At 75.2% G+C, this 21,907-nt stretch carries 22 protein-coding genes and 2 tRNA genes; 13 read left to right on the forward strand and 11 right to left on the reverse strand.

Annotation, left to right across the window (positions count from 1 at the left end; translation table 11 throughout):
- Positions 1 to 18 precede the first annotated feature (18 nt).
- Positions 19 to 1,833 (forward strand): AMP-dependent synthetase/ligase, encoded by a 1,815-nt coding sequence (locus HNR08_RS00730; RefSeq protein ID WP_146835563.1) that lies wholly within the window; start codon positions 19 to 21, stop codon positions 1,831 to 1,833.
- A 76-nt stretch (positions 1,834 to 1,909) separates the two neighbouring features.
- On the opposite strand, the gene HNR08_RS00735 is transcribed toward HNR08_RS00730, so the two are convergent.
- The 7 genes from HNR08_RS00735 to HNR08_RS00765 all read right to left on the reverse strand — a co-directional run bounded on the left by HNR08_RS00735 (position 1,910) and on the right by HNR08_RS00765 (position 8,671).
- Positions 1,910 to 3,109 carry a baeRF2 domain-containing protein gene (locus tag HNR08_RS00735; RefSeq protein WP_146835566.1) on the reverse strand — a complete coding sequence of 400 codons (1,200 nt, stop codon included), beginning with the start codon at positions 3,107 to 3,109 and terminating at the stop codon, positions 1,910 to 1,912.
- Between the two features lie 162 nt (positions 3,110 to 3,271).
- On the reverse strand, positions 3,272 to 3,598 hold the full coding sequence (locus tag HNR08_RS00740; protein ID WP_371862369.1) for a chorismate mutase: 327 nt from the start codon (positions 3,596 to 3,598) through the stop codon (positions 3,272 to 3,274).
- A gap of 31 nt (positions 3,599 to 3,629) precedes the next feature.
- On the reverse strand, positions 3,630 to 4,910 hold the full coding sequence (clpX, locus tag HNR08_RS00745; protein WP_146835571.1) for an ATP-dependent Clp protease ATP-binding subunit ClpX: 1,281 nt from the start codon (positions 4,908 to 4,910) through the stop codon (positions 3,630 to 3,632).
- A 183-nt stretch (positions 4,911 to 5,093) separates the two neighbouring features.
- On the reverse strand, positions 5,094 to 5,792 hold the full coding sequence (locus HNR08_RS00750) for an ATP-dependent Clp protease proteolytic subunit (protein ID WP_146835574.1): 699 nt from the start codon (positions 5,790 to 5,792) through the stop codon (positions 5,094 to 5,096).
- A gap of 40 nt (positions 5,793 to 5,832) precedes the next feature.
- Complete coding sequence (locus tag HNR08_RS00755) at positions 5,833 to 6,453, reverse strand: ATP-dependent Clp protease proteolytic subunit (protein ID WP_146835576.1); 621 nt, start codon at positions 6,451 to 6,453, stop codon at positions 5,833 to 5,835.
- Between the two features lie 182 nt (positions 6,454 to 6,635).
- Positions 6,636 to 8,015, reverse strand: coding sequence for a trigger factor (gene tig, locus HNR08_RS00760; protein WP_146835698.1), 1,380 nt, complete (start codon positions 8,013 to 8,015; stop codon positions 6,636 to 6,638).
- A gap of 188 nt (positions 8,016 to 8,203) precedes the next feature.
- A complete protein-coding gene (locus tag HNR08_RS00765) occupies positions 8,204 to 8,671 on the reverse strand; it encodes a DoxX family protein (RefSeq protein ID WP_146835579.1) in 468 nt (155 codons plus the stop codon).
- Positions 8,672 to 8,812: 141 nt separating this feature from the next.
- Here HNR08_RS00765 and HNR08_RS00770 point away from each other — a divergent pair, with 141 nt between their 5' ends.
- A complete protein-coding gene (locus HNR08_RS00770; protein WP_146835582.1) occupies positions 8,813 to 10,204 on the forward strand; it encodes an MFS transporter in 1,392 nt (463 codons plus the stop codon).
- An 806-nt stretch (positions 10,205 to 11,010) separates the two neighbouring features.
- Here the strand turns inward: HNR08_RS00770 and HNR08_RS21210 are convergent.
- Both HNR08_RS21210 and HNR08_RS00780 read right to left on the reverse strand, forming a co-directional pair.
- Positions 11,011 to 11,409 (reverse strand): hypothetical protein, encoded by a 399-nt coding sequence (locus HNR08_RS21210; protein ID WP_221286291.1) that lies wholly within the window; start codon positions 11,407 to 11,409, stop codon positions 11,011 to 11,013.
- A 56-nt stretch (positions 11,410 to 11,465) separates the two neighbouring features.
- Positions 11,466 to 11,539, reverse strand: a tRNA-Pro gene (locus tag HNR08_RS00780).
- A gap of 76 nt (positions 11,540 to 11,615) precedes the next feature.
- On the opposite strand from HNR08_RS00780, the gene HNR08_RS00785 reads away from it, so the two are divergent.
- The 5 genes from HNR08_RS00785 to HNR08_RS00805 all read left to right on the forward strand — a co-directional run bounded on the left by HNR08_RS00785 (position 11,616) and on the right by HNR08_RS00805 (position 14,276).
- Positions 11,616 to 11,686: transfer RNA gene (locus tag HNR08_RS00785), tRNA-Gly, on the forward strand.
- Positions 11,687 to 11,798: 112 nt separating this feature from the next.
- The gene (locus HNR08_RS00790) at positions 11,799 to 12,188 is read left to right on the forward strand and encodes a DUF7144 family membrane protein (protein WP_146835585.1); all 390 of its coding nucleotides are present in this window, start codon (positions 11,799 to 11,801) and stop codon (positions 12,186 to 12,188) included.
- A 46-nt stretch (positions 12,189 to 12,234) separates the two neighbouring features.
- Positions 12,235 to 12,951 carry an MSMEG_4193 family putative phosphomutase gene (locus tag HNR08_RS00795; RefSeq protein WP_146835588.1) on the forward strand — a complete coding sequence of 239 codons (717 nt, stop codon included), beginning with the start codon at positions 12,235 to 12,237 and terminating at the stop codon, positions 12,949 to 12,951.
- A gap of 9 nt (positions 12,952 to 12,960) precedes the next feature.
- Entirely contained in the window at positions 12,961 to 13,515 is a 555-nt protein-coding gene (locus HNR08_RS00800) for a DUF3090 family protein (protein ID WP_146835591.1), read from the forward strand.
- Positions 13,512 to 14,276, forward strand: coding sequence for an SCO1664 family protein (locus HNR08_RS00805; RefSeq protein WP_146835594.1), 765 nt, complete (start codon positions 13,512 to 13,514; stop codon positions 14,274 to 14,276). Before HNR08_RS00800 ends, HNR08_RS00805 begins: the two co-directional genes overlap by 4 nt.
- Before the next feature lie 4 nt (positions 14,277 to 14,280).
- Here HNR08_RS00805 and HNR08_RS00810 read toward each other — a convergent pair whose 3' ends face one another.
- Positions 14,281 to 15,246, reverse strand: a complete 966-nt coding sequence (locus tag HNR08_RS00810; protein ID WP_146835597.1) for an alpha/beta hydrolase — start codon at positions 15,244 to 15,246, stop codon at positions 14,281 to 14,283.
- A gap of 455 nt (positions 15,247 to 15,701) precedes the next feature.
- On the opposite strand from HNR08_RS00810, the gene cysK reads away from it, so the two are divergent.
- Both cysK and epsC read left to right on the forward strand, forming a co-directional pair.
- Positions 15,702 to 16,637, forward strand: coding sequence for a cysteine synthase A (gene cysK, locus HNR08_RS00815; RefSeq protein ID WP_146835600.1), 936 nt, complete (start codon positions 15,702 to 15,704; stop codon positions 16,635 to 16,637).
- 11 nt (positions 16,638 to 16,648) lie between these two features.
- Positions 16,649 to 17,347, forward strand: a complete 699-nt coding sequence (epsC, locus tag HNR08_RS00820; RefSeq protein WP_146835603.1) for a serine O-acetyltransferase EpsC — start codon at positions 16,649 to 16,651, stop codon at positions 17,345 to 17,347.
- 109 nt (positions 17,348 to 17,456) lie between these two features.
- Here the strand turns inward: epsC and HNR08_RS00825 are convergent, their stop codons facing one another.
- Positions 17,457 to 17,903, reverse strand: a complete 447-nt coding sequence (locus HNR08_RS00825; RefSeq protein ID WP_146835606.1) for a methylglyoxal synthase — start codon at positions 17,901 to 17,903, stop codon at positions 17,457 to 17,459.
- A 118-nt stretch (positions 17,904 to 18,021) separates the two neighbouring features.
- Between HNR08_RS00825 and HNR08_RS00830 the strand changes: the two genes are divergently transcribed.
- From HNR08_RS00830 to HNR08_RS00845, 4 genes are all read left to right on the forward strand, one after another.
- Positions 18,022 to 18,390: a GntR family transcriptional regulator gene (locus HNR08_RS00830; protein ID WP_146835609.1), complete on the forward strand. Its 369-nt coding sequence runs from the start codon at positions 18,022 to 18,024 to the stop codon at positions 18,388 to 18,390.
- A complete protein-coding gene (locus tag HNR08_RS00835; RefSeq protein ID WP_146835612.1) occupies positions 18,387 to 19,370 on the forward strand; it encodes an SdpI family protein in 984 nt (327 codons plus the stop codon). The genes HNR08_RS00830 and HNR08_RS00835 overlap by 4 nt, the downstream gene beginning before the upstream one ends.
- 208 nt (positions 19,371 to 19,578) lie before the next feature.
- Positions 19,579 to 20,619: an LLM class F420-dependent oxidoreductase gene (locus HNR08_RS00840; protein WP_146835615.1), complete on the forward strand. Its 1,041-nt coding sequence runs from the start codon at positions 19,579 to 19,581 to the stop codon at positions 20,617 to 20,619.
- A 56-nt stretch (positions 20,620 to 20,675) separates the two neighbouring features.
- The gene (locus HNR08_RS00845; protein ID WP_146835618.1) at positions 20,676 to 21,890 is read left to right on the forward strand and encodes a benzoate/H(+) symporter BenE family transporter; all 1,215 of its coding nucleotides are present in this window, start codon (positions 20,676 to 20,678) and stop codon (positions 21,888 to 21,890) included.
- Positions 21,891 to 21,907: the final 17 nt, after the last annotated feature.

Here is a 21,907-nt window from a genome sequence, read left to right on the forward strand (position 1 = left end):
CGTCGACCAGGAGCACCGATGCGCGAGTTCAGCGCCGACACCCCCGTCCCGCACGACCCGACGCTCAACGTCCCCGGCCTGCTGCTGCAGCGCCTGGCGCGCGGCGCGTCGAGCGTCATCATCGAGCGGTCGGCCGGCCTGGGCGGGTCCTGGGCGCCGGTCACGGTCGCCGAGTTCGTCGCGGAGGTCACGGCGCTGGCCAAGGGCCTCGTGGCCCGCGGGCTGGAGCCGGGCGACCGCGTCGCGATCATGTCGCGCACCCGGTACGAGTGGACGCTGACCGACTTCGCCGTGTGGTTCGCCGGGGGTGTCGGCGTGCCGGTGTACGAGACGTCGTCGGCCGAGCAGGTCGAGTGGATCCTGGCGAACTCCGGCGCCTCGCTGGTGGTCGTGGAGACCGCCGCGCACGCTGCGGTCGTCGGCCAGGTCCGCGGCGCGCTCCCGGGCGTACGCGACGTCTTCGTCATCGACGAGGGCGGCCTCGCGCAGCTCGTCGCGGGCGGTTCCGGGGTCGCGGACGCGGAGATCGAGCGCCGGCGCTCGCTGGCCGCCGCGGACGACCTCGCGACGATCATCTACACCTCCGGCACCACCGGCCGGCCGAAGGGCGTCGAGCTGACGCACGGCAACTTCGTCGACAACGCCCGCAACGGCGTCGCCGCGCTGGCCGAGGTGTGCGCCACGCCCGGCTCACGGACCCTGCTGTTCATGCCGCTCGCGCACGTGTTCGCGCGGTTCATCCAGATGGTGGCGATCGAGGCCGGCTCCCCCCTGGGCCACACCCCCGACACCCGGAACCTGCTCGCGGACTTCGCGTCGTTCCGGCCCACGTACATCCTCGCGGTGCCCCGGGTGTTCGAGAAGGTCTACAACTCCGCCGAGCAGAAGGCCGGCCACGGCTTCAAGCTCAAGATGTTCCGCTGGGCCGCGAAGGTGTCCATCACGTACTCCCGCGCGCTCGACTCCACCGCGGGCCCGTCGCCCCAGCTCCGGGCCGCGCACACGCTGGCGACGACGCTCGTGCTGCGCAAGCTCAAGGACGCGATGGGCGGCAACCTGCGGTACGCCATCTCCGGCGGCGCCCCGCTCGGCGAGCGCCTGGGCCACTACTACCGCGGGCTCGGCCTGGTGGTGCTCGAGGGCTACGGCCTCACCGAGACCACCGCGCCGTCCAGCGTGAACCGGCCCGGGCTGATCAAGATCGGCACCGTCGGCCCCGCCTACCCCGGCACGTCGCTGCGGGTGGACGACGACGGCAACGTGTACGCCAAGGGCCCCCACGTGTTCCGCGGGTACCACGACCACGCCGAGGCGACCGCCGAGGTGCTGGACGCCGACGGCTGGTTCGCCACGGGCGACATCGGCACCCTCGACGACGACGGCTACCTGCGGCTGACCGGCCGCGCGAAGGAGCTCATCGTCACCGCGGGCGGCAAGAACGTGGCCCCGGCCGTCCTGGAGGACCGGTTCCGCGGCCACCCGCTCGTCAGCCAGGTCGTCGTGGTCGGCGACGGCCGGCCGTTCATCGGGGCGCTCGTCACCCTGGACGCCGACATGCTCCCCGGCTGGCTGTCCATGCACGGCCTGCCGCCGATGGACGTGCGCACCGCCGCGCAGCACCCCGAGGTGCTCGCCGCCCTGGACCGCGCCGCGACGCGCGCCAACGAGGCCGTGTCCCGCGCGGAGTCCATCCGCAAGGTGCGCGTGCTCGACGGCGACTTCACCGAGGCGAACGGGTACCTGACGCCGTCGCTCAAGGTGAAGCGCGCGCTGGTGCTGGAGGACTTCGCGGCCGACGTCGAGGAGCTCTACGTCGACACCCGGGACAAGTAGCCCGGCCGGTCCCGCGCACGGCGATGGCCGGCGACCCGCACCCGGGCCGCCGGCCATCGCCGTCGGCGGTCGCTCGTCAGACCACGTCGCGCAGCCGGCGCCGGTCCGCCGACTGCGTCGGCACGGACTCGCTCGGCGTCGACCCGTCGTTCCACCGCAGCACCGCGCCCACGCCGTCCAGCACCTCGACGGCGCCGTCGGTCGCGATCGTCAGCCCGGCGTCCTGCCCGAGCGCCGCGCGCAGCAGCGCGACGTCCGCCGGCATCCGCCGGGCCCCCTCGGTGACGCCGATGCCCGCCAGGTCGCCCTCGCTCGTGGCGATCTGCAGCGGCTCCGGGCCGACCCACAGCGTGCGGTCGGCCAGCGACGAGCCCGGCAGCGTGACGTCCTCGTGCAGCACGAGCTCGCGCACCTGGCCGCGCTGCAGCACCGCGACGACGTCGTCCACGGAGGTCACCGCCGCCCCCCCGCGCCCGAGCTCCGACCGGTAGCGCTCCAGGGTCTCCTCCCGGCGGCGGTGCCGGAACTGCTCCAGGGTCTCCGCGACCCGCTGGTGGAAGACGTCCTGCTTGACGCCGTCGGCGCGCGAGCCGCCCGGCACCTCGACCAGCAGGTCCTTCGTGCGCGCCCCGACCGCGTGGCACAGCAGCGACACCGCCCGGACGTCGCCGGTGACGAGGACGATCTCCGGCTTCTTCTCGACGACCTGCCGGTCCAGGTCCGCCGCGACGGTCTCGGCGTTGCGCTCCCAGGAGTCCTCGGCGCGCATCTGCATCCGCCGGTGCGCCCAGCCGCCGCCCTCGCGGGCCTTGTGCAGCACGTCGTGGTCGCCCTCGACGCTCTCCTTCGACGCCTCGCGCAGCCCGGAGCCGTCCGACCACGTGAGATCGGCGCCCTGCCGGTCGATCTCCACCAGCAGGAACCGCGTCGCCTGGTCGGCGGCCCGCACCGCGGGCAGCAGCACCGGCACCTGGTCGAGCACGGCCGTCGACTGCGCCGGCGGCTCCTTGAGCACGCGGTCCACGACGACGCCCCCGCCGTCGGCGATGACCACGCGCCCGTGCGGCCCGCCCACCCCGGTCGGCCGCGTCACCCGCTCCTCGATCTCGTCCAGCACCGCCGCGGCGGCACCCGACCGCTCCAGCTCCCGGCGCAGGGACCGCCAGCGGCCTGCGACCTCCTCGTCGCCCGACGCGTCGGCGCGGGTGGCGTCGAGATGGACCGTCACGAACGGGGCGGGACGGCCGAGCAGGGGCTTGAGCCAGTGCAGTTCCACGTGCGACCTCCGAGGTCTCGGATGCGTCGGTCGTACCGGCGGGCACCTGCCGGGCCGCACCGGCCGACCGTCCTGACCTCTCCCACCCTCTGACACCCGGGGCCGTCGCGCCACCCCTCGGCGGCGCGTCGCGGCACCGGCCCGGCGCGTCGGCGCGGCGTGTCAGCCCGCGGGCTGGTCGTCCGGCCGCTGCCCGTCCGGGCCGGCGGCGATGGCCTCGTGGTGCCGGATGACCTCCTCGACGATGAAGGCGAGGAACTTCTCCGCGAACACCGGGTCGAGGTCCGCCTGGTGCGCCAGATCCCGCAGCCGCGCGACCTGCTGCGCCTCCCGGCCCGGGTCGGACGCCGGCAGGCCGAGCCGCGCCTTGAGCACGCCGACCTGCTGGGTGGCCTTGAACCGCTCCGCGAGCAGGTGGATCAGCGCGGCGTCGATGTTGTCGATGCTCCCGCGCAGGCGGGCGAGCTCGGGCGGCGGAGGTGTCGTCACGCCCTCGATCGTAGGGGGCGTGCGCCGGGGCTCAGGCGCTCTTCTCGCGCGGCGTGCGCTTGACCGGCCGCGGCACCAGCGTCGGGTTGACGTTCTCCAGCACGACCTCGCGGTTCACCACGACGCGCTCGACGTCGTCGCGGCTCGGCACCTCGAACATCACCTGCTGGAGGACCTCCTCCATGATGGCGCGCAGGCCGCGGGCACCCGTGCCGCGCAGCAGCGCCTGGTCGGCGATGGCCTCGACGGCGTCGTCCGTGAACTCGAGCTCGACGCCGTCGATCTCGAACATCCGCTGGTACTGCTTCACCAGGGCGTTGCGCGGCTCGGTGAGGATCCGCACGAGCGCACCCTGGTCCAGCGGCGACACCGTCGTGATGACGGGCACGCGGCCGATGAACTCCGGGATCAGCCCGAACTTCAGCAGGTCCTCCGGCATGACGTCGCCGTACACGTCGCGGTCGTCCGCGGTGTGCAGCGGCGCCCCGAAGCCGATCCCCCGGCGCCCGGCGCGCGAGGTGATGATCTCGTCCAGCCCCGCGAACGCGCCGGCCACGATGAACAGCACGTTCGTCGTGTCGATCTGGATGAACTCCTGGTGCGGGTGCTTGCGGCCGCCCTGCGGCGGCACCGACGCCGTCGTGCCCTCGAGGATCTTCAGCAGCGCCTGCTGCACGCCCTCGCCGGACACGTCCCGCGTGATCGACGGGTTCTCGCTCTTGCGGGCGATCTTGTCGATCTCGTCGATGTAGATGATCCCGGTCTCGGCCTTCTTCACGTCGAAGTCGGCGGCCTGGATGAGCTTGAGCAGGATGTTCTCGACGTCCTCGCCCACGTAGCCCGCCTCCGTGAGGGCCGTGGCGTCCGCGATCGCGAACGGGACGTTGAGCATCCGCGCGAGGGTCTGCGCGAGGTACGTCTTGCCGCAGCCGGTGGGGCCGATCAGCAGGATGTTCGACTTCGCGATCTCGACCGCGTCCTCGGCCTGGGCGGTGCCCACGGTGGGGGTCGCCTCGCCGGCCTGGATGCGCTTGTAGTGGTTGTAGACGGCGACCGCGAGGGACCGCTTGGCGGGCTCCTGGCCGACGATGTACTGCTCGAGGAAGGCGAAGATCTCCTTCGGCTTGGGCAGCTCGACCATCCCGATCTCGGTGGCCTCGGCCCGCTCCTCCTCCATGATCTCGTTGCAGAGCTCGATGCACTCGTCGCAGATGTAGACGCCCGGTCCGGCGATCAGCTTCTTGACCTGCTTCTGCGACTTGCCGCAGAACGAGCACTTGAGAAGGTCAGCTCCGTCCCCGATGCGAGCCACGTGCCTCTCCCTCCCTCGGTGCGACCCTCGGTCGCGTCGTCCCTGCCGGGACCTCATCGCTCCATTGCACACCACGAGGCGCCCGGTGTCAGCCTGCGCGCGTCCTGCGGCCGGGCGTGTCGCCCGGCGTCACCCGTCCCGCCGGGCCGTCCGCGGTCGCGGCACGGCCCGGCGGGGTGCGGGTCAGGGCTCGACGGTCGTCGGGACGACGCCCTTGCGGCTCTGCAGCACCTGGTCGACGATCCCGTACTCGTGCGCCTGCGCGGCGGTGAGGATCTTGTCGCGCTCGATGTCCTGGCGGACCTTCTCCAGCGGCTGGCCCGTGTGGTGGGCCAGCGTCTCCTCGAGCCACTCCCGCATCCGGATCAGCTCGTTGGCGTGGATCTCGATGTCGGAGGCCTGCGCGTAGCCGCCGCCCTCCATCGCGGGCTGGTGGATCAGCACGCGGGCGTTCGGCAGCGCGAGCCGCCGCCCCGGCGTACCGGCCGCCAGCAGGACCGCGGCGGCGGAGGCCGCCTGGCCGAGGCACACCGTCTGGATCTGCGGCTTGATGTACTGCATCGTGTCGTAGATCGCGGTCAGCGCGGTGAACGAGCCACCGGGCGAGTTGATGTACAGGGTGATCGCGCCGTCCGGGTCCGTGGACTCCAGGACGAGCAGCTGGGCCATGACGTCGTCCGCGGACGCGTCGTCGACCTGCACCCCGAGGAAGATGATGCGGTCCTCGAACAGCTTGGTGTACGGGTCCTGCCGCTTGAAGCCGTACGCGGTGCGCTCCTCGAACTGCGGCAGCACGTAGCGGGACGACGGCGACTGGACGGAACCGCCCCAGCCGCCGGCGAGGCGCCCGGCGCGGGCGATGAACTGCGACTCGGTGCTCACGGGTTCTCCTTCTCGGAAGTCTGTCGGTCGGCGGGGCGCGTCAGGACGCGGTGCCGCCGCCACCGGTGACGGCGCCGGCGTGGGTGACGACCTTGTCGACGAACCCGTACTCGAGCGCCTCGGGGGCCGTGAACCAGCGGTCGCGGTCCGAGTCGGCGGTGATCTGCTCGACCGACTTGCCGGTCTGCTCGGCGATCAGCGACGCGAGGACGGTCTTCATGTGCAGGATCAGCTGGGCGTTGATCCGCACGTCGGTCGCGGTGCCGCCGATGCCGCCGGACGGCTGGTGCATCATCACGCGGGCGTGCGGGGTGGCGTAGCGCTTGCCCTTCGCGCCGGACGAGAGCAGGAACTGCCCCATCGACGCGGCCATGCCCATCGCCACGGTGGCGACGTCGGGCTGGATGTACTGCATGGTGTCGTAGATCGCCATGCCGGCCGTGATGGAGCCGCCGGGCGAGTTGATGTACAGGAAGATGTCCTTGTCGGGGTCCTCGGCCGCGAGCAGCATCATCTGCGCGCAGATGGCGTTCGCGTTCTCGTCCCGGACCTCCGAACCCAGCCAGATGATCCGCTCCTTGAGGAGCCGGTTGTAGATGGAGTCGTTCAGCCCGAGTCCACCGGACTCGGCCCGGGCGATCGCCGGCGTCTGGTCGTTCACGAAGGCTCCCTCGTCAGGCTTGGTTGCTTGCAGCGACCCTAACGCCCGCCCCCGGGGGTCTTCGTCCCGCTCACCCCCCGTTTCGCTGACGGCGCACGGCGCGGCGCGGCGGCGCGACCGACGGGGACGCAGGAGGGCCCCGCACCGGTGCGGTGCGGGGCCCTCCTCGGGGAGCGCGGGGCTCAGGCCTTGGCGTCCTCCGCCGGGGCCTCGGCCTCAGCCGACTCGGCGGTCGCCTCGGCGACGGCGTCCTCGGCGGCCGACAGCGCGGCGTCGTCCTCGTCGGAGCCGATGTACTCCGACAGGTCCACGGCCGCACCGGCGGCGTCGACGACGGCCACGCGGCGCAGCGCCACGGCCAGCGCCTTGGAGCGCGCGACCTCGGCCACCATCGCCGGGATCTGGCCCTGCTGGTCGATCGTCTGGATGAAGGTGTTCGGGTCCATGCCGTACTGGCGGGACGCGCTCACCAGGTAGTCCACGAGCTCGCCCTGGTTGACCTTGACCTCGAGCTTCTCGGCCAGGGTGTCCAGGAGGATCTGGTTGCGCAGCGCGGTCTGGGCCTGCTCGGTGACCTCGGCGCGGTGGGTGTCGTCCTCGAGACGGCCCTCGGACTCCAGGTGGCGGTGCACCTCGGCCTCGACGGCGCCGGCCGGGACCGGGATCTCGATCTGCTCGAGCAGCTGCTCCAGCAGGACGTCCCGGGCCTGGACGGCCTGGTTCTGCGCCTTGATGCGGCCGGCCTGCTCGCGCAGGTCCGCCAGCAGCTCCTCGACCGTGTCGAACTCCGACGCCATCTGGGCGAAGTCGTCGTCGGCCTCGGGCAGCTCGCGCTCCTTGACGGAGGTCGCGGTCACCGTGACCTGCGCGGTCTCGCCGGCGTGGTCGCCGCCGACCAGCGTGGTCTCGAACGTGGTGGTCTCGCCGGAGGACAGGCCGGTCAGCGCCTCGTCCAGGCCCTCGAGCATGTTGCCCGAGCCGATCTGGTAGGACACGCCGGAGACCGTGTCGACCTCCTCGCCGTCGATCTTGGCGGACAGGTCGATGACCGCGAAGTCCTTCTCGGCGGCCGGGCGGTCCACGCCGACCAGGGTGCCGAAGCGCTCGCGCAGCGCGTCCAGGCGGCCCTGCACGTCCTCGTCGGTGATCTCGGAGGCGTCGACCGTCACCGACAGGCCGTCCAGCTCCGGCACCTCGATCTCGGGGCGGACCTCGACCTCGGCGGTGAACACCAGGTCGCCGTCGGTGTCGCCGGGCACCAGGCCCGGGACCTTCGTGACGTCGACCTCGGGCTGGCCGAGCGGGCGCAGCTGGTGCTCGCGGACGGCCTCGGCGTAGAAGCCGGACAGGCCCTCGTTGACGGCGTGCTCCATGACCGCCGGGCGGCCGACGCGCTGGTCGATGATCCGCGGCGGGACCTTGCCCTTGCGGAAGCCGGGGATGTTCACCTGCTCCGCGATGTGCGCGTAGGCGTGATCGATGCTCGGCTTGAGCTCGTCGTACGGAACCTCGACGGTCAGCCTGACCTTGGTGGGCTCCAGGGTCTCGACGGCGCTCTTCACTTCAGTGGTCTCCAACTGCTCGGACGGTCTGCGCCGGGGGTCCGGCGGGGCGCTGGGCGCACCGGCGAGGCGGTTCCTCGCTCCCCCGTGGTCGGCACGCTTCGGCGCGTGCGGGCATGGCTCGCCGCACCGGCCCGCCGATCCTACTCCACGGGCTCGCCCGGCCGCCAAAGCGGGCGCGCGGGCCGTCAGCGCCCCGCGCGGGCCGCCCGCCAGGACCGCCACGCCCCCGTCGACCACAGCGCCCACGCCACGAGCAGCGGCTGGAACGGCAGGCGCACCAGCCGCTTGGTGTCGGTGTCCAGGCCGAACGCGTCGGTCTGGGTCGCGTAGTGCGACAGGTTCCCGGGGAAGATCGCCACGAAGAACAGGGCCGCGAGCCACCCCACCGGGGCCCGGAACCGCCGCGGGGCGGCCGCGAGCGCCGCGCCGAGCCCGATCTCCACCACGCCCGAGGCGAGGACCACGGCGTCGTCGTCGACCGGCACCCACGCGGGCACCTGGGCCTGGAACTCCTGCCGGGCGAACGTCAGGTGGCTGGAGCCGGCGAAGACGAGCGCGGCGCCCAGGGCGAGGCGCCCGGCGGTGCGGAGGGCGCCGGCGGGGGCGCGGGCGGCGGGGGCGGGGGTGGCGGGTCGGTCCGTCGTGCGCGTCATCGGGGCCTCCGGGTCGTGGACGTGCCGGTGCCCGCATCCCACCACGTCGGGCTCGCGGCCGCGGCCGGTCCGTCGCGCCTGCCCGCCGCCCTCCGTAGGCTCACGGGCGACGCCAGGCGGACGACGGGCCGGAGGGGGCCGATGACGGCGCACGAGGGGGCACCGGTGCGGGGCGCCCGCGGGGCCGCGACCCTGGCGGCGTCGCTGGTGCTCGTCGAGTTCCTGGCCGGCATGCAGCGCTACCTGTCGCAGACCGTGCTGCCCCTGGTGGCGGCCGAGCTCGACGGCGCGCACCTGTACGGCCCGCTCGACGCCGCCGCCCAGGCGCCGATGTTCCTCACCATGCCGCTGGGGGCGTGGCTGCTGTCCCGGTTCCGGGTGGGCCGGCTCATGATCACGCTCACCCTGGTGACGGTCGCCGGGGCGGTCGTGTGCGCGCTGGCGCCGTCGACGGCGGTGTTCCTCGGCGGGACCGCGGTGCGCGCCGCGGCGGCCGGCGCCCTCGCCACGGTCGGCATGGGGGCGATCGGCCGCGGCCTGCCCCCGCGGTACCGGCAGCTGGTCCTGGCGGCGATGTCCGGGGTCTGGGTCTTCTCCTCGGTGCTCGGCCCCGTGTACGCGGCGGGTGTGGCGTCGACGCTCGGCTGGCGGTGGGCGATGGTCCTCTACCTGCCGCTGCTGCTGCTGGCCCGCCTGCTCGTCGCCCGGTCGATGCCGGAACGCGCCGAGGAGGTCCCGCCCGAGCCGGCACCCTGGGGCTGGGCCCTGGTGCTCGCGGCGGGGTCGGCCGTGCTCTCGCTGCCGCTCGGCGCGTGGTGGGGCCTGGCCGTGCTGGCCGGCGGCGGGCTCATGGTCGGCGCGGCGGCGCAGATCCTGCCCGCCGGCACGCTGCGCGCCCCGGACGGGCGGCGGGCCGCGCTGACGGCGCTCGGCGTCACGGCGGCTGTGTACTTCGGCGCGTCCATGGTGCTGTCGGTCGTCGCGCACGACGCGTTCGGGCTGCCGGCCTCGCGGTACGGGTTCGTCGTCGCGGCGCCCGGGTTCTGCTGGGCCGTCGCCGCGCTGTGGACCGGGTCGCGCCCCGCGGCGGACGACGCCCGGCTGCGGCGCCGGGCGGTCACCGCGGGGTCCTCGATCACCGCCGGGGTCGGCGTGCTGCTGGCGACCACCCTGGCCGCCGGCGCGGCCGGGACCGCCCTCGCCGGCCTGCTGCTCGGCGGCGCGCTGCTCGGGGCCGGAATGGGCACGGTGTACCCGGACCTGCTCGGCCGGTGCCTCGCACGGCCGGAGGCCGACGACGGGATCTCGGACGACCGGATGGCGTCGGCCGTCGTGGTCGCGGAGTCCGTCGGGATGGCGCTCGCGACCACGGCCGCCTTCGCGTGGATCGGCGGCGCGGGCGGGGACGCGGGCGACGCGCTCGCGCGGGCGCGGCTGCTGTACCTGGCGCTGCTGCCGGTCGCCGTGGTCATGGTCCGCCGGCTGGTCGCCGCCAGCCGGAGCGCCGCAGGCCGACCGGTCGCGTCCGCGTAGCGGGCCACGCCCGTCGCCGCCGCTGGGACCATCGACCCGCCTTCCCACCCACCCGGTGCGTTTGGATCGTCGTCCCCCGAAGCCCCGGGGACCAAGGGAGGGACATCCGATGCACAGCCTGTCCCGAGTCCTGAGCACCCGTCTGGTCGTCGCCGACCCGCCGGAACTCGTCTGAGCTGAGGCAGCCGGCCACCGGCCGCCGTCGCCGCACCGCACGACGCGGAGCGGCCCACCACCCCGCGACACCCCCGGGCACGCGCCCGGCGCCCCGTCGCACCCTCGCGCGCCTCCCGGCCGCCACCACCGCCGTCGACCCGACGCGGCGCTCCCGCGCGCCCACGGACGGGAGCTCCTGCGGGCGGTCGAGCGCGCCCGATCCCGGACGAGGAGCCCACCATGCACACCCTGATGACCGTGGCCGTCGCCGCCTCCCTGACGCTGACCGGCGCCGCCACCGACCACCTGACCGACCCCGCCGCCCCCGACACCACCGGCCCGGCCACCGCCGCGGTCGCCACCGCCGCGGACTTCGACTGGGACTGGCAGTACGACGCCCCCACCTGCGACGGCATCACGATCACGTTCCCCGCGGACCTGCCCGAGAGCCAGCAGGGCGTCCTCGAGGTCAACGTCCGGTTCTCGTTCGGGACGCTCCAGTACAAGCTGGAGGGCGACGCGTACCGGGCGGCCTTCCCCGACGGGCACGCCGGCGCCACGGTGGTCCTGCCCTGGTCCGCGTTCCGGAACGGCACCGTGCCCACCGAGGGCGAGTGGCAGATCGAGTGGGTGCAGGTGCACGGGACGAACTACCACTGGACGGGCGAGGTGCGCTGCGGCGGGCCCGCCGGCGGGACCACCGACCCCGTCGACCCGGTGCCGCCGGTGAACCCGGACGACCCCGTGGACCCGGTGCCGCCGGTCGACCCGAGCGACCCGGTCGACCCCGTGGACCCGGTCGACCCCGTGGACCCGGCTGACCCGGCCGGGCCGACCGACCCCAGCGGCCCGACGGGCCCGGGCGGCACCACCGATCCGGTCGGTCCCGCGGACCCGGGCACGGCGGCTGGCACAGCGGCGGCCGAGGAGGTGCGCTCGGAGGTGCTGGCCGCGCAGGACGACGCCCCCGCCTCGCAGGTGCTCGCGGCCACCGGCGTCCCTGCCGCGCGGGCGGCGGTCGCCGGCGTCGTGCTCGTGCTGCTGGGCACGGCCGCGGTGCTGCTCCGCACGCGGGCGGCGGGCGGCGCCCGAGGGCCGCGCGAGGTCGGGATGGCGGGATTCGAACCCACGACCTTCCGCTCCCAAAGCGGACGCGCTACCAACCTGCGCCACATCCCGTGGCGGCGAGTCTAGTGGCGTGGGGCGGGCCGCCGGAGCGGGTACCCTGGTCCGGCGGCCCGGCGTCCGGGCCTGCGCGGATGTAGCTCAATGGTAGAGCCCCAGTCTTCCAAACTGGCTACGCGGGTTCGATTCCCGTCATCCGCTCCCCGCACCTACTCGCACCGGGTGATGCCCGCGCCCGCGCCCGCTCCCTAGCGTCGGTCCCGGCTGCGCGCCCTCCTGACCGGCGCAGCCCCGGAACGAGAGGGGGACACCGATGAGCGAGCGTCGCAGCAGCCTGGCCGTCGGCCTGACGGTCTTCGCGGGGACGATCATGATCATGATCGGCGTCATGCACGTCTTCCAGGGCCTGGTGGCCCTGGTGAACGACACGTTCTACGTCGCCGGCGAGGAGTGGGTGTTCCAGTTCGACGTCACGACGTGGGGCTGGGTGCACCTGATCCTCGGCGCGCTGGTCGCGCTGGCCGGGTTCTTCGTGTTCAGCGGCGCCGTCTGGGCCCGGACCATCGGCGTCATCGTCGCGGTGGTCAGCGGCGTCGCGACGTTCGCGTGGCTGCCCTACTACCCGCTGTGGGGGCTGGTCGTCATCGCCCTGGACGTGTTCGTGATCTGGGCGCTCACGGCGCACGGGCGCGAGGTCGCCTGACCGGGCCGGGCGGGGGCGGGCCGTGGCGCGCGCCTAGGCTCGCGCCATGGCCACCGTCCTCCTCGTCCGCCACGGCCGCACGACCGCGAACGCCACCGGCCTGCTGGCCGGGCGCACCGCGGGGGTCCGGCTGGACGCCGTCGGCCGGGAGCAGGCGGCGCACGCGGCGGCCCGGCTCGCGGGCGTCCCGCTGGTCGCCGTCGTCACCAGCCCGCTGGAGCGGTGCCGGCAGACCGCCCGCGCGCTCGTGGAACGGCAGGAGCCGGCACCGCCGACCCGGGTGGACGCGCGGCTGACGGAGTGCGACTACGGCGCCTGGCAGGGCCGGGCGCTGGCCGACCTCGCGCGGGAGCCGCTCTGGTCGACGGTGCAGGTGCAGCCGAGCGCCGCCACGTTCCCGGGCGGGGAGTCGCTCGCGGCCATGCAGGCCCGCGCGGTGGCCGCCGTCCGGGAGACCGACGCCGCCGTGGAGGCCGAGCACGGTCCCGGCGCGGTCTGGGCGGCGGTGACGCACGGCGACATCGTCAAGGCGGTGCTGGCCGACGCCCTCGGGATGCACCTCGATCTGTTCCAGCGGCTCGCGGCCGGACCCGCGTCGGTGTCGGTCGTGCGGTACGGCCCGCAGCGGCCCGAGGTCGTCGCGACCAACACCGACGCGGGCGACCTGTCCTGGCTGCGCGCGGCGGCACCCGCGGGCGACGCGCCGGTCGGCGGCGGAACCGGGCCTGTGGACGACCGCGACGGTGTCGGTGCCCGCTCCTAGCATGGGGGCATGGCCACGCTCGTCCACGAGTACGACTCCCCCGACCGCGCCGTCATCGGCACCGTCGGCCCTCCCGGGTCGCGCACGTTCTACCTGCAGGCCCGCACCGGCTCGCGCATCACGAGCGTCGCGCTGGAGAAGCAGCTGTCGCAGGGGATCGCGGACGCGGTCGACGAGCTGATCGACACGCGCTGGACCGGGGACGCCGAGCAGCTCGCCGAGCTCGACCGGGCCGCGGTCCAGCTCTTCGACGCGGACCCGCTCGACCAGCCGGTCGAGGAGGACTTCCGCATGGGCCAGCTGCGCATGTACTTCGACGAGCGGTCCGCCCAGGTCGTCATCGAGGCGTACCCGATGGTCGAGGCCGAGACGGAGGAGGAGGCCGCGGCGCTCGCCGGCACCGAGCCGCCGGAGGCGATGGTGCTCAGGATGCCGGTCGGGACCGCGCGCGCCTTCGCGGAGCGGGCCCGCCGGGTCGTCGCCGCGGGACGGCCGATCTGCCCCGCGTGCGGGGAGCCCGTGGACGCCGAGGGCCACGTCTGCCCCGCCGACGGCGACCGGTGACCGCTGCCGGCCTCGACGGCCCGCTCGAGGTCGTCGGCCGGATCACCACCGCGTCGAACGCGACCTTCCTCGCGCGGGTCGACGGGACCGACCTCGTCTACAAGCCCGTGGCGGGCGAGAAGCCGCTCTGGGACTTCCCGGACGGGACGCTCGCGCGGCGCGAGGTCGCCGCGTACCTCGTCTCGGAGGCGACCGGGTGGGGCCTCGTGCCGCGCACCTGGCTGCGGGACGGGCCGCTGGGGCCCGGGATGGTGCAGCTCTGGCAGGAGCCCGACGCCGCGCAGGACCCGGTGGACGTGGTCCCGGCGGGGGACGGCGTCGGGGACGGGGCGCGTGCCGTGCTGGAGGGCACGGACGAGGAGGGCCGCCCGGTCGTGCTCGTGCACGAGGACTCCCCCGCGCTGCGCCGCATGGCCGTGCTCGACGTGCTGCTGAACAACGCCGACCGCAAGGGCGGCCACGTGCTGCCGATGCCGGACGGGCACCGGTTCGGCGTCGACCACGGCGTGACTTTCCACGTCGAGCCGCGGCTGCGGACCGTGCTCTGGGGGTGGGTCGGCGAGCCGCTGGACCCTGGCGAGCAGGCCGGGGTGGAGCGGGTCGCCGGCGGGCTCGACGGGGACCTCGGCGCGGCGCTGGCGGGTCTGCTGGCCGAGGCGGAGGTGACGGCGCTCGCCGGCCGCTGCGCGCGGCTGCTGCGCGAGGGGCGGTTCCCGGGACCGGAGGGCGACATGCCCGCCGTGCCCTGGCCGCTGTTCTGACCGGTCAGCCCCCTGCGAGCGTCACGTCCAGCCAGCCCACGACCTCGTCGAGATACCGCGTCCGCGCGGGCAGCGGCGACAGCGCCAGGTCGTGCGCTCCCCCGGCGACCTCGACGTACGTGACGTCCTCCCCCATCCGCGGCGCGAGCCGCCGCATGTCCGCGACGTCGAGCACCGAGTCGGTGGTGAGCAGCCCGTCGTGCCACCGGTCGTCGGGGCCGCTGGCGTCCGAGGCGAGCACGAGCACCGGCACGTCGACGTCGAGCCCCCGCGCCACCTCGGCGTGGCCACGGCGCACGGCGCGGACGAAGCCCGCCCGCACCGGGAAGCCCTCGTGCGGCTTCCACGCGAGGTCGTACGCCCACTCGCCGCCTGACCCCGCGTGCAGCGCGCGCCCGTAGTCAGGGCCGAGGTGCGAGACGACCAGCCGCGGGGCGACCACGCCGACCGCGTGCACGATCAGCCACGTGAGGGCCGTGCGCTCCAGGACCGAGCCGCGCAGGTCCAGCCACGGGCTGTTGAGCACCACGGCGTCGACCAGGCCGCGCCCGCGGCGGTGGTGCGCCCACAGCGCGGCGACCAGGCCGCCCGTGGAGTGGCCGAGCAGCACCACGCGGTCGTGCTCGGCGCGGACCAGGCGGACGGCGGCGTCGAGCTCCTCGGCGTAGGTCGCCAGCGAGCGGGTGTCGTTCGGCTCGCGGCCCGGGCGGATCGAGCGGCCGTAGTCCCGCAGGTCCAGGGCGTACAGGTCGTAGCCGCGGTCGGCGAGGGCGTCGGCGACGTGGGTCTGGAAGAAGTAGTCGACGAAGCCGTGCACGTAGAGGACGGCCGGTCGCGTGCGGTCGGCCGCGGCGTCGCGGCGGTGCACCAGCGTCGCGACGGCGGACCCCTGGCCGTCGGGGCGCAGGTGCAGGGTGCGCTGCACCCAGTCGCCGCCGAGCACGTCCGGAACCGCGTCGTCCACCGTCATCCCGGCATCGTGCCACCGCGCACCCGGCCCGCGCGCGACCCGTGCCCGGGTGGCGGCCGGCCCGGGTCCGGCGCACGGTGGACCGGTGACCAGGAGCCCGGCCACCTGCGCCGTCACCCGGACGGGTGCATCCGGGCATCTTTGTGGCGGTTCGCGCGTTGGGGCTACTGTCAGGCCTGTCGGCTCTGACGCCGACCGTACGGGAGAGGGAGCCGGGCATGCGCGTCACCGCGTCGAGCACCGCGCGTCCCTCGCTGCGCCCCGCGGGCGCCCCCACCCAGCGCACCTGTCGCTGTCTGTAGAGCGCTGGCCGCCCGGTCGCACGCGCCGAGGCCCTGAGGGGCCCGGACGCCGCCGGGCCAGCGCTCGCCCCGACCCCCGGTGCCGGCGCGCGCCCGCACCGTGGCCCCGCACCACCCCACGGACACCACCCACCGTACGGAGGACCTGAGGACATGGCACGCATCTACGACGACGCGACGAAGCTCATCGGCAACACCCCGCTGGTGCGCATCAACAAGCTGACCGAGGGCGTCGGCGCGACGGTCGTCGGCAAGCTCGAGTTCTACAACCCGGCCAGCTCGGTCAAGGACCGCATCGGCGTCGCCATCGTGGACGCCGCGGAGGCGTCCGGCGAGCTGAAGCCGGGCGGGACGATCGTCGAGGCCACCAGCGGCAACACCGGCATCGCGCTGGCGTTCGTCGGCGCGGCCCGCGGCTACGACGTCGTGCTCACCATGCCGGAGTCCATGTCGAAGGAGCGCCGCGCGCTGCTGCGGGCCTACGGCGCGGAGCTCATCCTCACGCCGGCGTCCGAGGGCATGAAGGGCGCCGTGAACCGGGCCAACGAGATCGTCGCGGAGCGCCCGGGCGCCATCCTGGCCCGCCAGTTCGCGAACGAGGCCAACCCGGCGATCCACCGCCGCACGACGGCCGAGGAGATCTGGGCCGACACCGACGGCGCCGTCGACATCCTGGTCGCCGGCATCGGCACCGGCGGCACGATCACCGGCGTCGGCCAGGTGCTCAAGGAGCGCAAGCCGGACGTGAAGATCGTCGGCGTCGAGCCCGCCGAGTCGCCGATCCTCAACGGCGGCGCGCCCGGCCCGCACAAGATCCAGGGCATCGGCGCGAACTTCGTCCCGGAGATCCTCGACACCGAGGTCTACGACGAGATCATCGACGTCGACGCCGAGACCGCCGTCGCGGTGGCCCGCCGGGCCGCGAAGGAGGAGGGCCTGCTCGTGGGCATCTCCTCGGGCGCGGCGCTGCACGCCGCCATCGAGCTGGGCAAGCGTCCCGAGAACGCCGGGAAGCTGATCGTCGCGATCATCCCGTCGTTCGGCGAGCGCTACCTCTCCTCCATCCTGTACTCCGACCTCCTGGACTGATCGGACCCGCCATGACCTCCACCACCCGACTGCCGCGCCCCGACGGCGCAGCCGTGCCCGGCCCGCGGGGCGTGCCCCAGCCGGCCGCGCCGGACCTGCGCCCGGGCGCGGACCTGCGCGAGCACTGGCGCCGGGCGCGCCGGTTCGCGCGGACGCTGCGGGAGGACCTCGACGCCGCGCAGCGCCGGGACCCCGCCGCGCGGTCGGGGGTGGAGGTCGCGCTCGCCTACCCGGGCCTGCACGCCGTGTGGGTGCACCGGGTGGCGCACCGCCTGTGGCAGCGGCCGGGCCTGCGCTTGCCGGCGCGGCTGCTGTCCCAGGTGTCCCGCGCCGTGACCGGGGTGGAGATCCACCCCGGCGCGACGATCGGGCGCCGGCTGTTCATCGACCACGGGATGGGCGTGGTGGTCGGCGAGACCGCCGTCGTGGGCGACGACGTGGTGCTGTTCCACGGGGCGACGCTCGGCGGCAAGACCATGACCCGCGGCAAGCGGCACCCCACGGTCGGCGACCGCGTGGTGGTCGGCGCCGGGGCGAAGGTGCTCGGGCCGGTGTGGATCGGCGACGACGCGCAGGTCGGCGCGAACGCGGTGGTCCTCAAGGACGTGCCGGCGGGGGCGATCGCGGTGGGCGTCCCGGCGCGGATCCGCCAGCGCCCGCCGGCGTCCCCGCCGGAGCCGGAGATCGACGACCCGGCCATCTACATCTGACCGGGCCGGGGGCTCGCCACGCCGCGCGAGGTCGACGGTCTCGCCGGACGCCCCGGCGTGTCGCGTCGGCGTGCCGCGCAGAACCGCCGACCTCGGCGCTCGGCCGGGCTCAGGCGGTGGGGGCGCTGCCGTCCCAGCCGCGCGGGGTGAGGTCGGGGCGGTGCGTCCAGGACTCCGCGAGCATCGGGCTCGAGATGAGCATGTCCGCCGTGGCGCGGTTGCTCGCCATGGGGACGTTCCACACCGCGCCGATGCGCAGCAGCGCCTTGACGTCGGGGTCGTGCGGCTGCGGCTCCAGCGGGTCCCAGAAGAACACCAGCATGTCGATGACGCCCTCGGCGATCTTGGCGCCGATCTGCTGGTCGCCGCCGACCGGGCCGGAGAGCAGCCGCGTGACGGGCAGGCCGAGCTCGTACTCGAGCATCGTGCCGGTCGTGCCCGTCGCGTAGAGGTGGTGCCGGGACAGGGTGCCGCGGTTGAACTCGGCCCAGCGGAGCAGCTCGACCTTCTTGTTGTCGTGGGCGACGAGGGCGATGTGGTGGGATGCGCCGGGCATGTGGCGTCCTTCCGTGCGGCGTACGGGCCGCGTGCGCGCGACCCGGGCACACAGTAGAGCGCGCCGATGTCGGCCTCGTAAGTTGTTCTAGTTGTCCTCGAACAACTAGGCTGGCGGCATGCTGTTCCGCATCGACCCCACCTCCGCCGAGCCGCTGTTCGCGCAGCTCGCCGGCCAGGTCCGGGGCGCGGTGCTGCGCGGCGAGCTGACGCCCGGGACCCGGCTGCCTGCGGCGCGCGACCTGGCGCGGTCGCTCGAGGTGAACCTGCACACCGTGCTGCACGCCTACCAGGACCTGCGCGACGAGGGCCTGATCGAGCTGCGGCGCGGGCGCGGGGCGGTCGTGGCCGAGCGCGCCACCGACGACCTCGGCCCCGTGCACGACGCCGTCACCGCGCTCGTGCGGGCCGCCCGCCGGCACGGACTGGCCCCCGGCACGACGCTCGGACTGGTCAAGGACGCCCTGACCTCGCAGGAGGACCGATGAGCACCACCCGCACCCCCGTCCCGCACCGCGGAGCGAGCACCCTGCTCGGCCTGGTGCCCTCGCTGGCCGTGCTGGTCGCGACGGCGCTGCTGGTGCTGTCCTGGCGTCCGGACCTGCCGGACCCGGTGGCGATCCACTTCGAGCCGGAGGGTCCCGACGGGTTCGGGTCGGTGGAGAGCCAGGTGGCGCTGCTGCTCGGGGTGTTCGGCCCGGTGGCGGTCGGCGCGTGGCTGGCCGCGGTCCTGCTGGGCCGGGAGTCGATGACGCGGCGGATCGCCGTCGGGTTCGGGACCGGGATGTCGGTGTTCGGCTCCGTGCTGGTCGGCGGCATGATCGGCGTGCAGCGCGGGCTCGAGGACGCGGCGCTCACACCCGACATCGACCCGGTGATCACGGTCGCCGTCGTCGCCGGGATCGTCGTGGGCGGGCTCTGCGCGCTGCTGATGCCGCGCGACCCGCGGGCGCCGGCGACCGAGCCCGGACCGGTCGACGGGCCGCGCGTCGTGCTCGGGGCGCACGAGCGGGCCGTGTGGACGAACCGGGTGGTGAGCCGGGTCGCGCTGGGGGTCGGCGGCCTCGCCACCGTCGGGGTCGGGACGTCCGCCGCGGTCGGCGACCTGCCCGCGATGTACCTGCTCGCCGCGGGCCTGGGCGCGCTCGTGCTGGCCACCGCGGTGGTGGTCGTCACGGTCGACGGCACCGGCCTCACCGCGCGCTCGCCGCTGGGCTGGCCGCGGTACCGGATCCCGCTGGACGAGGTCGTCGGCGTCGCCGTCACCCAGGTGCACCCGCTGCGGGACTTCGGCGGCTGGGGGTACCGGGTGCGGCTCGGCGGCGGGGTCGGATACGTGGTGCGGACCGGCGAGGGCATCGAGGTCGAGCGCACCAACGGCCGCTGCTTCGTGGTGACCGTGGACGACGCGGCGACCGGCGCGGCGCTGCTGACGACGCTGGCGGACCGCGCCCGCGCCCGGGCCTGACCGCCGACGCGGGACCGCCGACGCGGGACGCCGATAGAGGACCGCCCGGCCGAGACAGGGCTCCCTGAGGCCCGATCTCGGGCGGGGCGCCCGATCTCGGCGCACCGGTGGCGGCGCCCGGCGCGGGCGGCGGTACTCGGCGCGGAGGCGGGGCATCGGGCAGCATGGGCCGGGCGGCGCACCGGCGCGCCGCCCGGAGGAGGTCGGGATGCGGCTCGGGTACCACACCGGCTACTGGTCCGCGGGTCCCCCGCCGGGGGCGGCGGACGCGGTGCGCGCGGCCGACGACCTCGGGCTGGACTCCGTGTGGACCGCCGAGGCGTACGGCTCGGACGCGTTCACCCCGCTCGCGTGGTGGGGCGCCGCGACGTCCCGGGTGCGGCTCGGCACCGCCGTCGCGCAGATCGCCGCCCGCACCCCCACCGCGACCGCGATGGCCGCCCTGACGCTGGACCACCTGTCCGGCGGCCGGTTCACGCTCGGGCTCGGGGTGTCCGGGCCGCAGGTGGTCGAGGGCTGGTACGGACTCCCCTACCCCCGTCCGCTGGCGCGCACCCGGGAGTTCGTCGCGATCGTGCGGGACGTGCTGCGCCGCGAGGCACCGGTCCGCGCGGACGGGGCGTTCTACCGGCTGCCGCTGCCCGCCGAGGAGGGCGCGGGGCTCGGCAAGGCGCTGCGCTCGACCGTGCACCCGCTGCGCGCGGACCTGCCGATCCACCTGGCCGCGGAGGGGCCGAGGAACATCGCGCTCGCCGCCGAGATCGCCGACGGCTGGCTGCCGCTGTTCTCCGCGCCGCGCCTCGACGCGGAGGTCCGGGAGCGGCTCGCGGACGGGTTCGCCCGGCGCGCCGCGGGCACCCGGCCGGTCGAGGAGTTCGAGGTCACCGCCACGGTGCCCGTCGTGCTCGGCCCGGACGTCGAGCGCGCCGCCGACGCGGTGCGGCCGTTCGTCGCGCTGTACGCCGGGGGGATGGGCGCGAAGGGGGCGAACTTCCACGCCGACGCGATCGCCCGGCTCGGGTACGCCGAGGCGTGCGCGGAGATCCAGGCGCACTACCTGGCGGGCGACCGGGCGCGGGCCGCGGCGGCGGTGCCGACCGAGCTGGTGCGGGACGTCGCGCTGGTGGGGACGCCGCAGGACGTCCGGGCGCAGGCGGCCGCGTGGCGCGGGACCGTGGTGACCACGCTGCTCGTGCAGGCCGCACCGGAGCAGCTGCCGACGATCGCGGGGCTGCTCGCGGACGCCTGAGGGCGCGCGCCGGACGCGCAACGCCCCCGACACACGGCTCGGCTACCGTCCGCCGCGTGACGCAGCCGCCCCCGTCCGCCGCCGTCGAGGCCTCGCCCGCCGCCCCCGGGACGCGCGGGGACGCCGCGACGCACGTCGCCGCCGGGGTCGTGACGGCGCTGGTCGGGTTCACCAGCGCGTTCGCCGTCGTCCTCAACGGGCTGCGCGCGGTCGGCGCCTCCCCCGCGCAGGCGGCGTCCGGCCTGCTCGCGGTCACGCTGGCGATGGGCGCGGCGACGGTCCTGCTCGCGTGGCGCACCCGGCTGCCGATCACCGTCGCGTGGTCGACGCCGGGCGCCGCGCTGCTCGCGACCACCGGCGCGGCGGCGGGCGGCTGGGCGCAGGCGGTGGCCGGATTCGTGCTGTGCGGGGTGCTGCTCGCGGCGGTCGGGCTGTGGCGGCGGCTGGAGGGCTGGGTGCGCCTGATCCCGGTGCCGCTGGCGAACGCGATGCTCGCGGGCGTGCTGGTCGAGCTGTGCCTCGGGCCGGTGCGGGCCGTGGTCGACCGGCCGCTGCTGGTCGGGCCGGTCGTGCTGGTCTGGCTGGTGCTGCTGCGGGTGGCCCCGAGGTGGGCGACCCCGGCCGCGATGGCGCTGGCGGTCGCGATCGCCGTGGCGTCGCCGGAGGTCCGGGCCCTGGCCCCCGCCGACCTGCTGCCGTCGCTCACCTGGACCACGCCCGAGCCGTCCTGGTCGGCCGTCGTGTCGGTGGCCGTGCCGCTGTTCGTCGTGACGATGGCGTCGCAGAACATCCCCGGCCTCGCGGTGCTGTCCGGGTTCGGGTATGCCGCACCCCTGCGGCCGGTGATGCTCGTGACCGGCCTCGGCACCGTGCTGGCCGCCCCGCTCGGCGGGCACGCGATCAACCTCGCGGCGATCAGCGCGGCGCTGGCCGCCGGGCCGGAGGGCGGTCCGGACCCGAGCCGGCGCTGGCGGGCGGCGGTCGTCGCGGGCGGCGGGTACCTGGTGCTGGGGGCCGGATCGGCGGCGGTCGCCGCGGTCGCGCTGGCGGCGCCCGCCGGGCTGGTGGTCGCGGCGGCCGGGCTGGCGCTGGTCGGGACGATGGCGTCGGCGCTCGGCGGCGCGTTCGGCCCGGCCGGGCACCGGGAGGCCGCGGCGGTGACGTTCCTCGTCACGGTGTCCGGCGTGAGCGTCGGCGGGGTGTCGGCCGCGTTCTGGGGCCTGGTCGCCGGCCTCGTCGTCCACGCGGTGCTGCGCGCCGGCCGTCGCTGACCTCACGCCACCACCGC

This window comes from Cellulomonas hominis, assembly GCF_014201095.1.
Classification (GTDB): domain Bacteria; phylum Actinomycetota; class Actinomycetes; order Actinomycetales; family Cellulomonadaceae; genus Cellulomonas; species Cellulomonas hominis.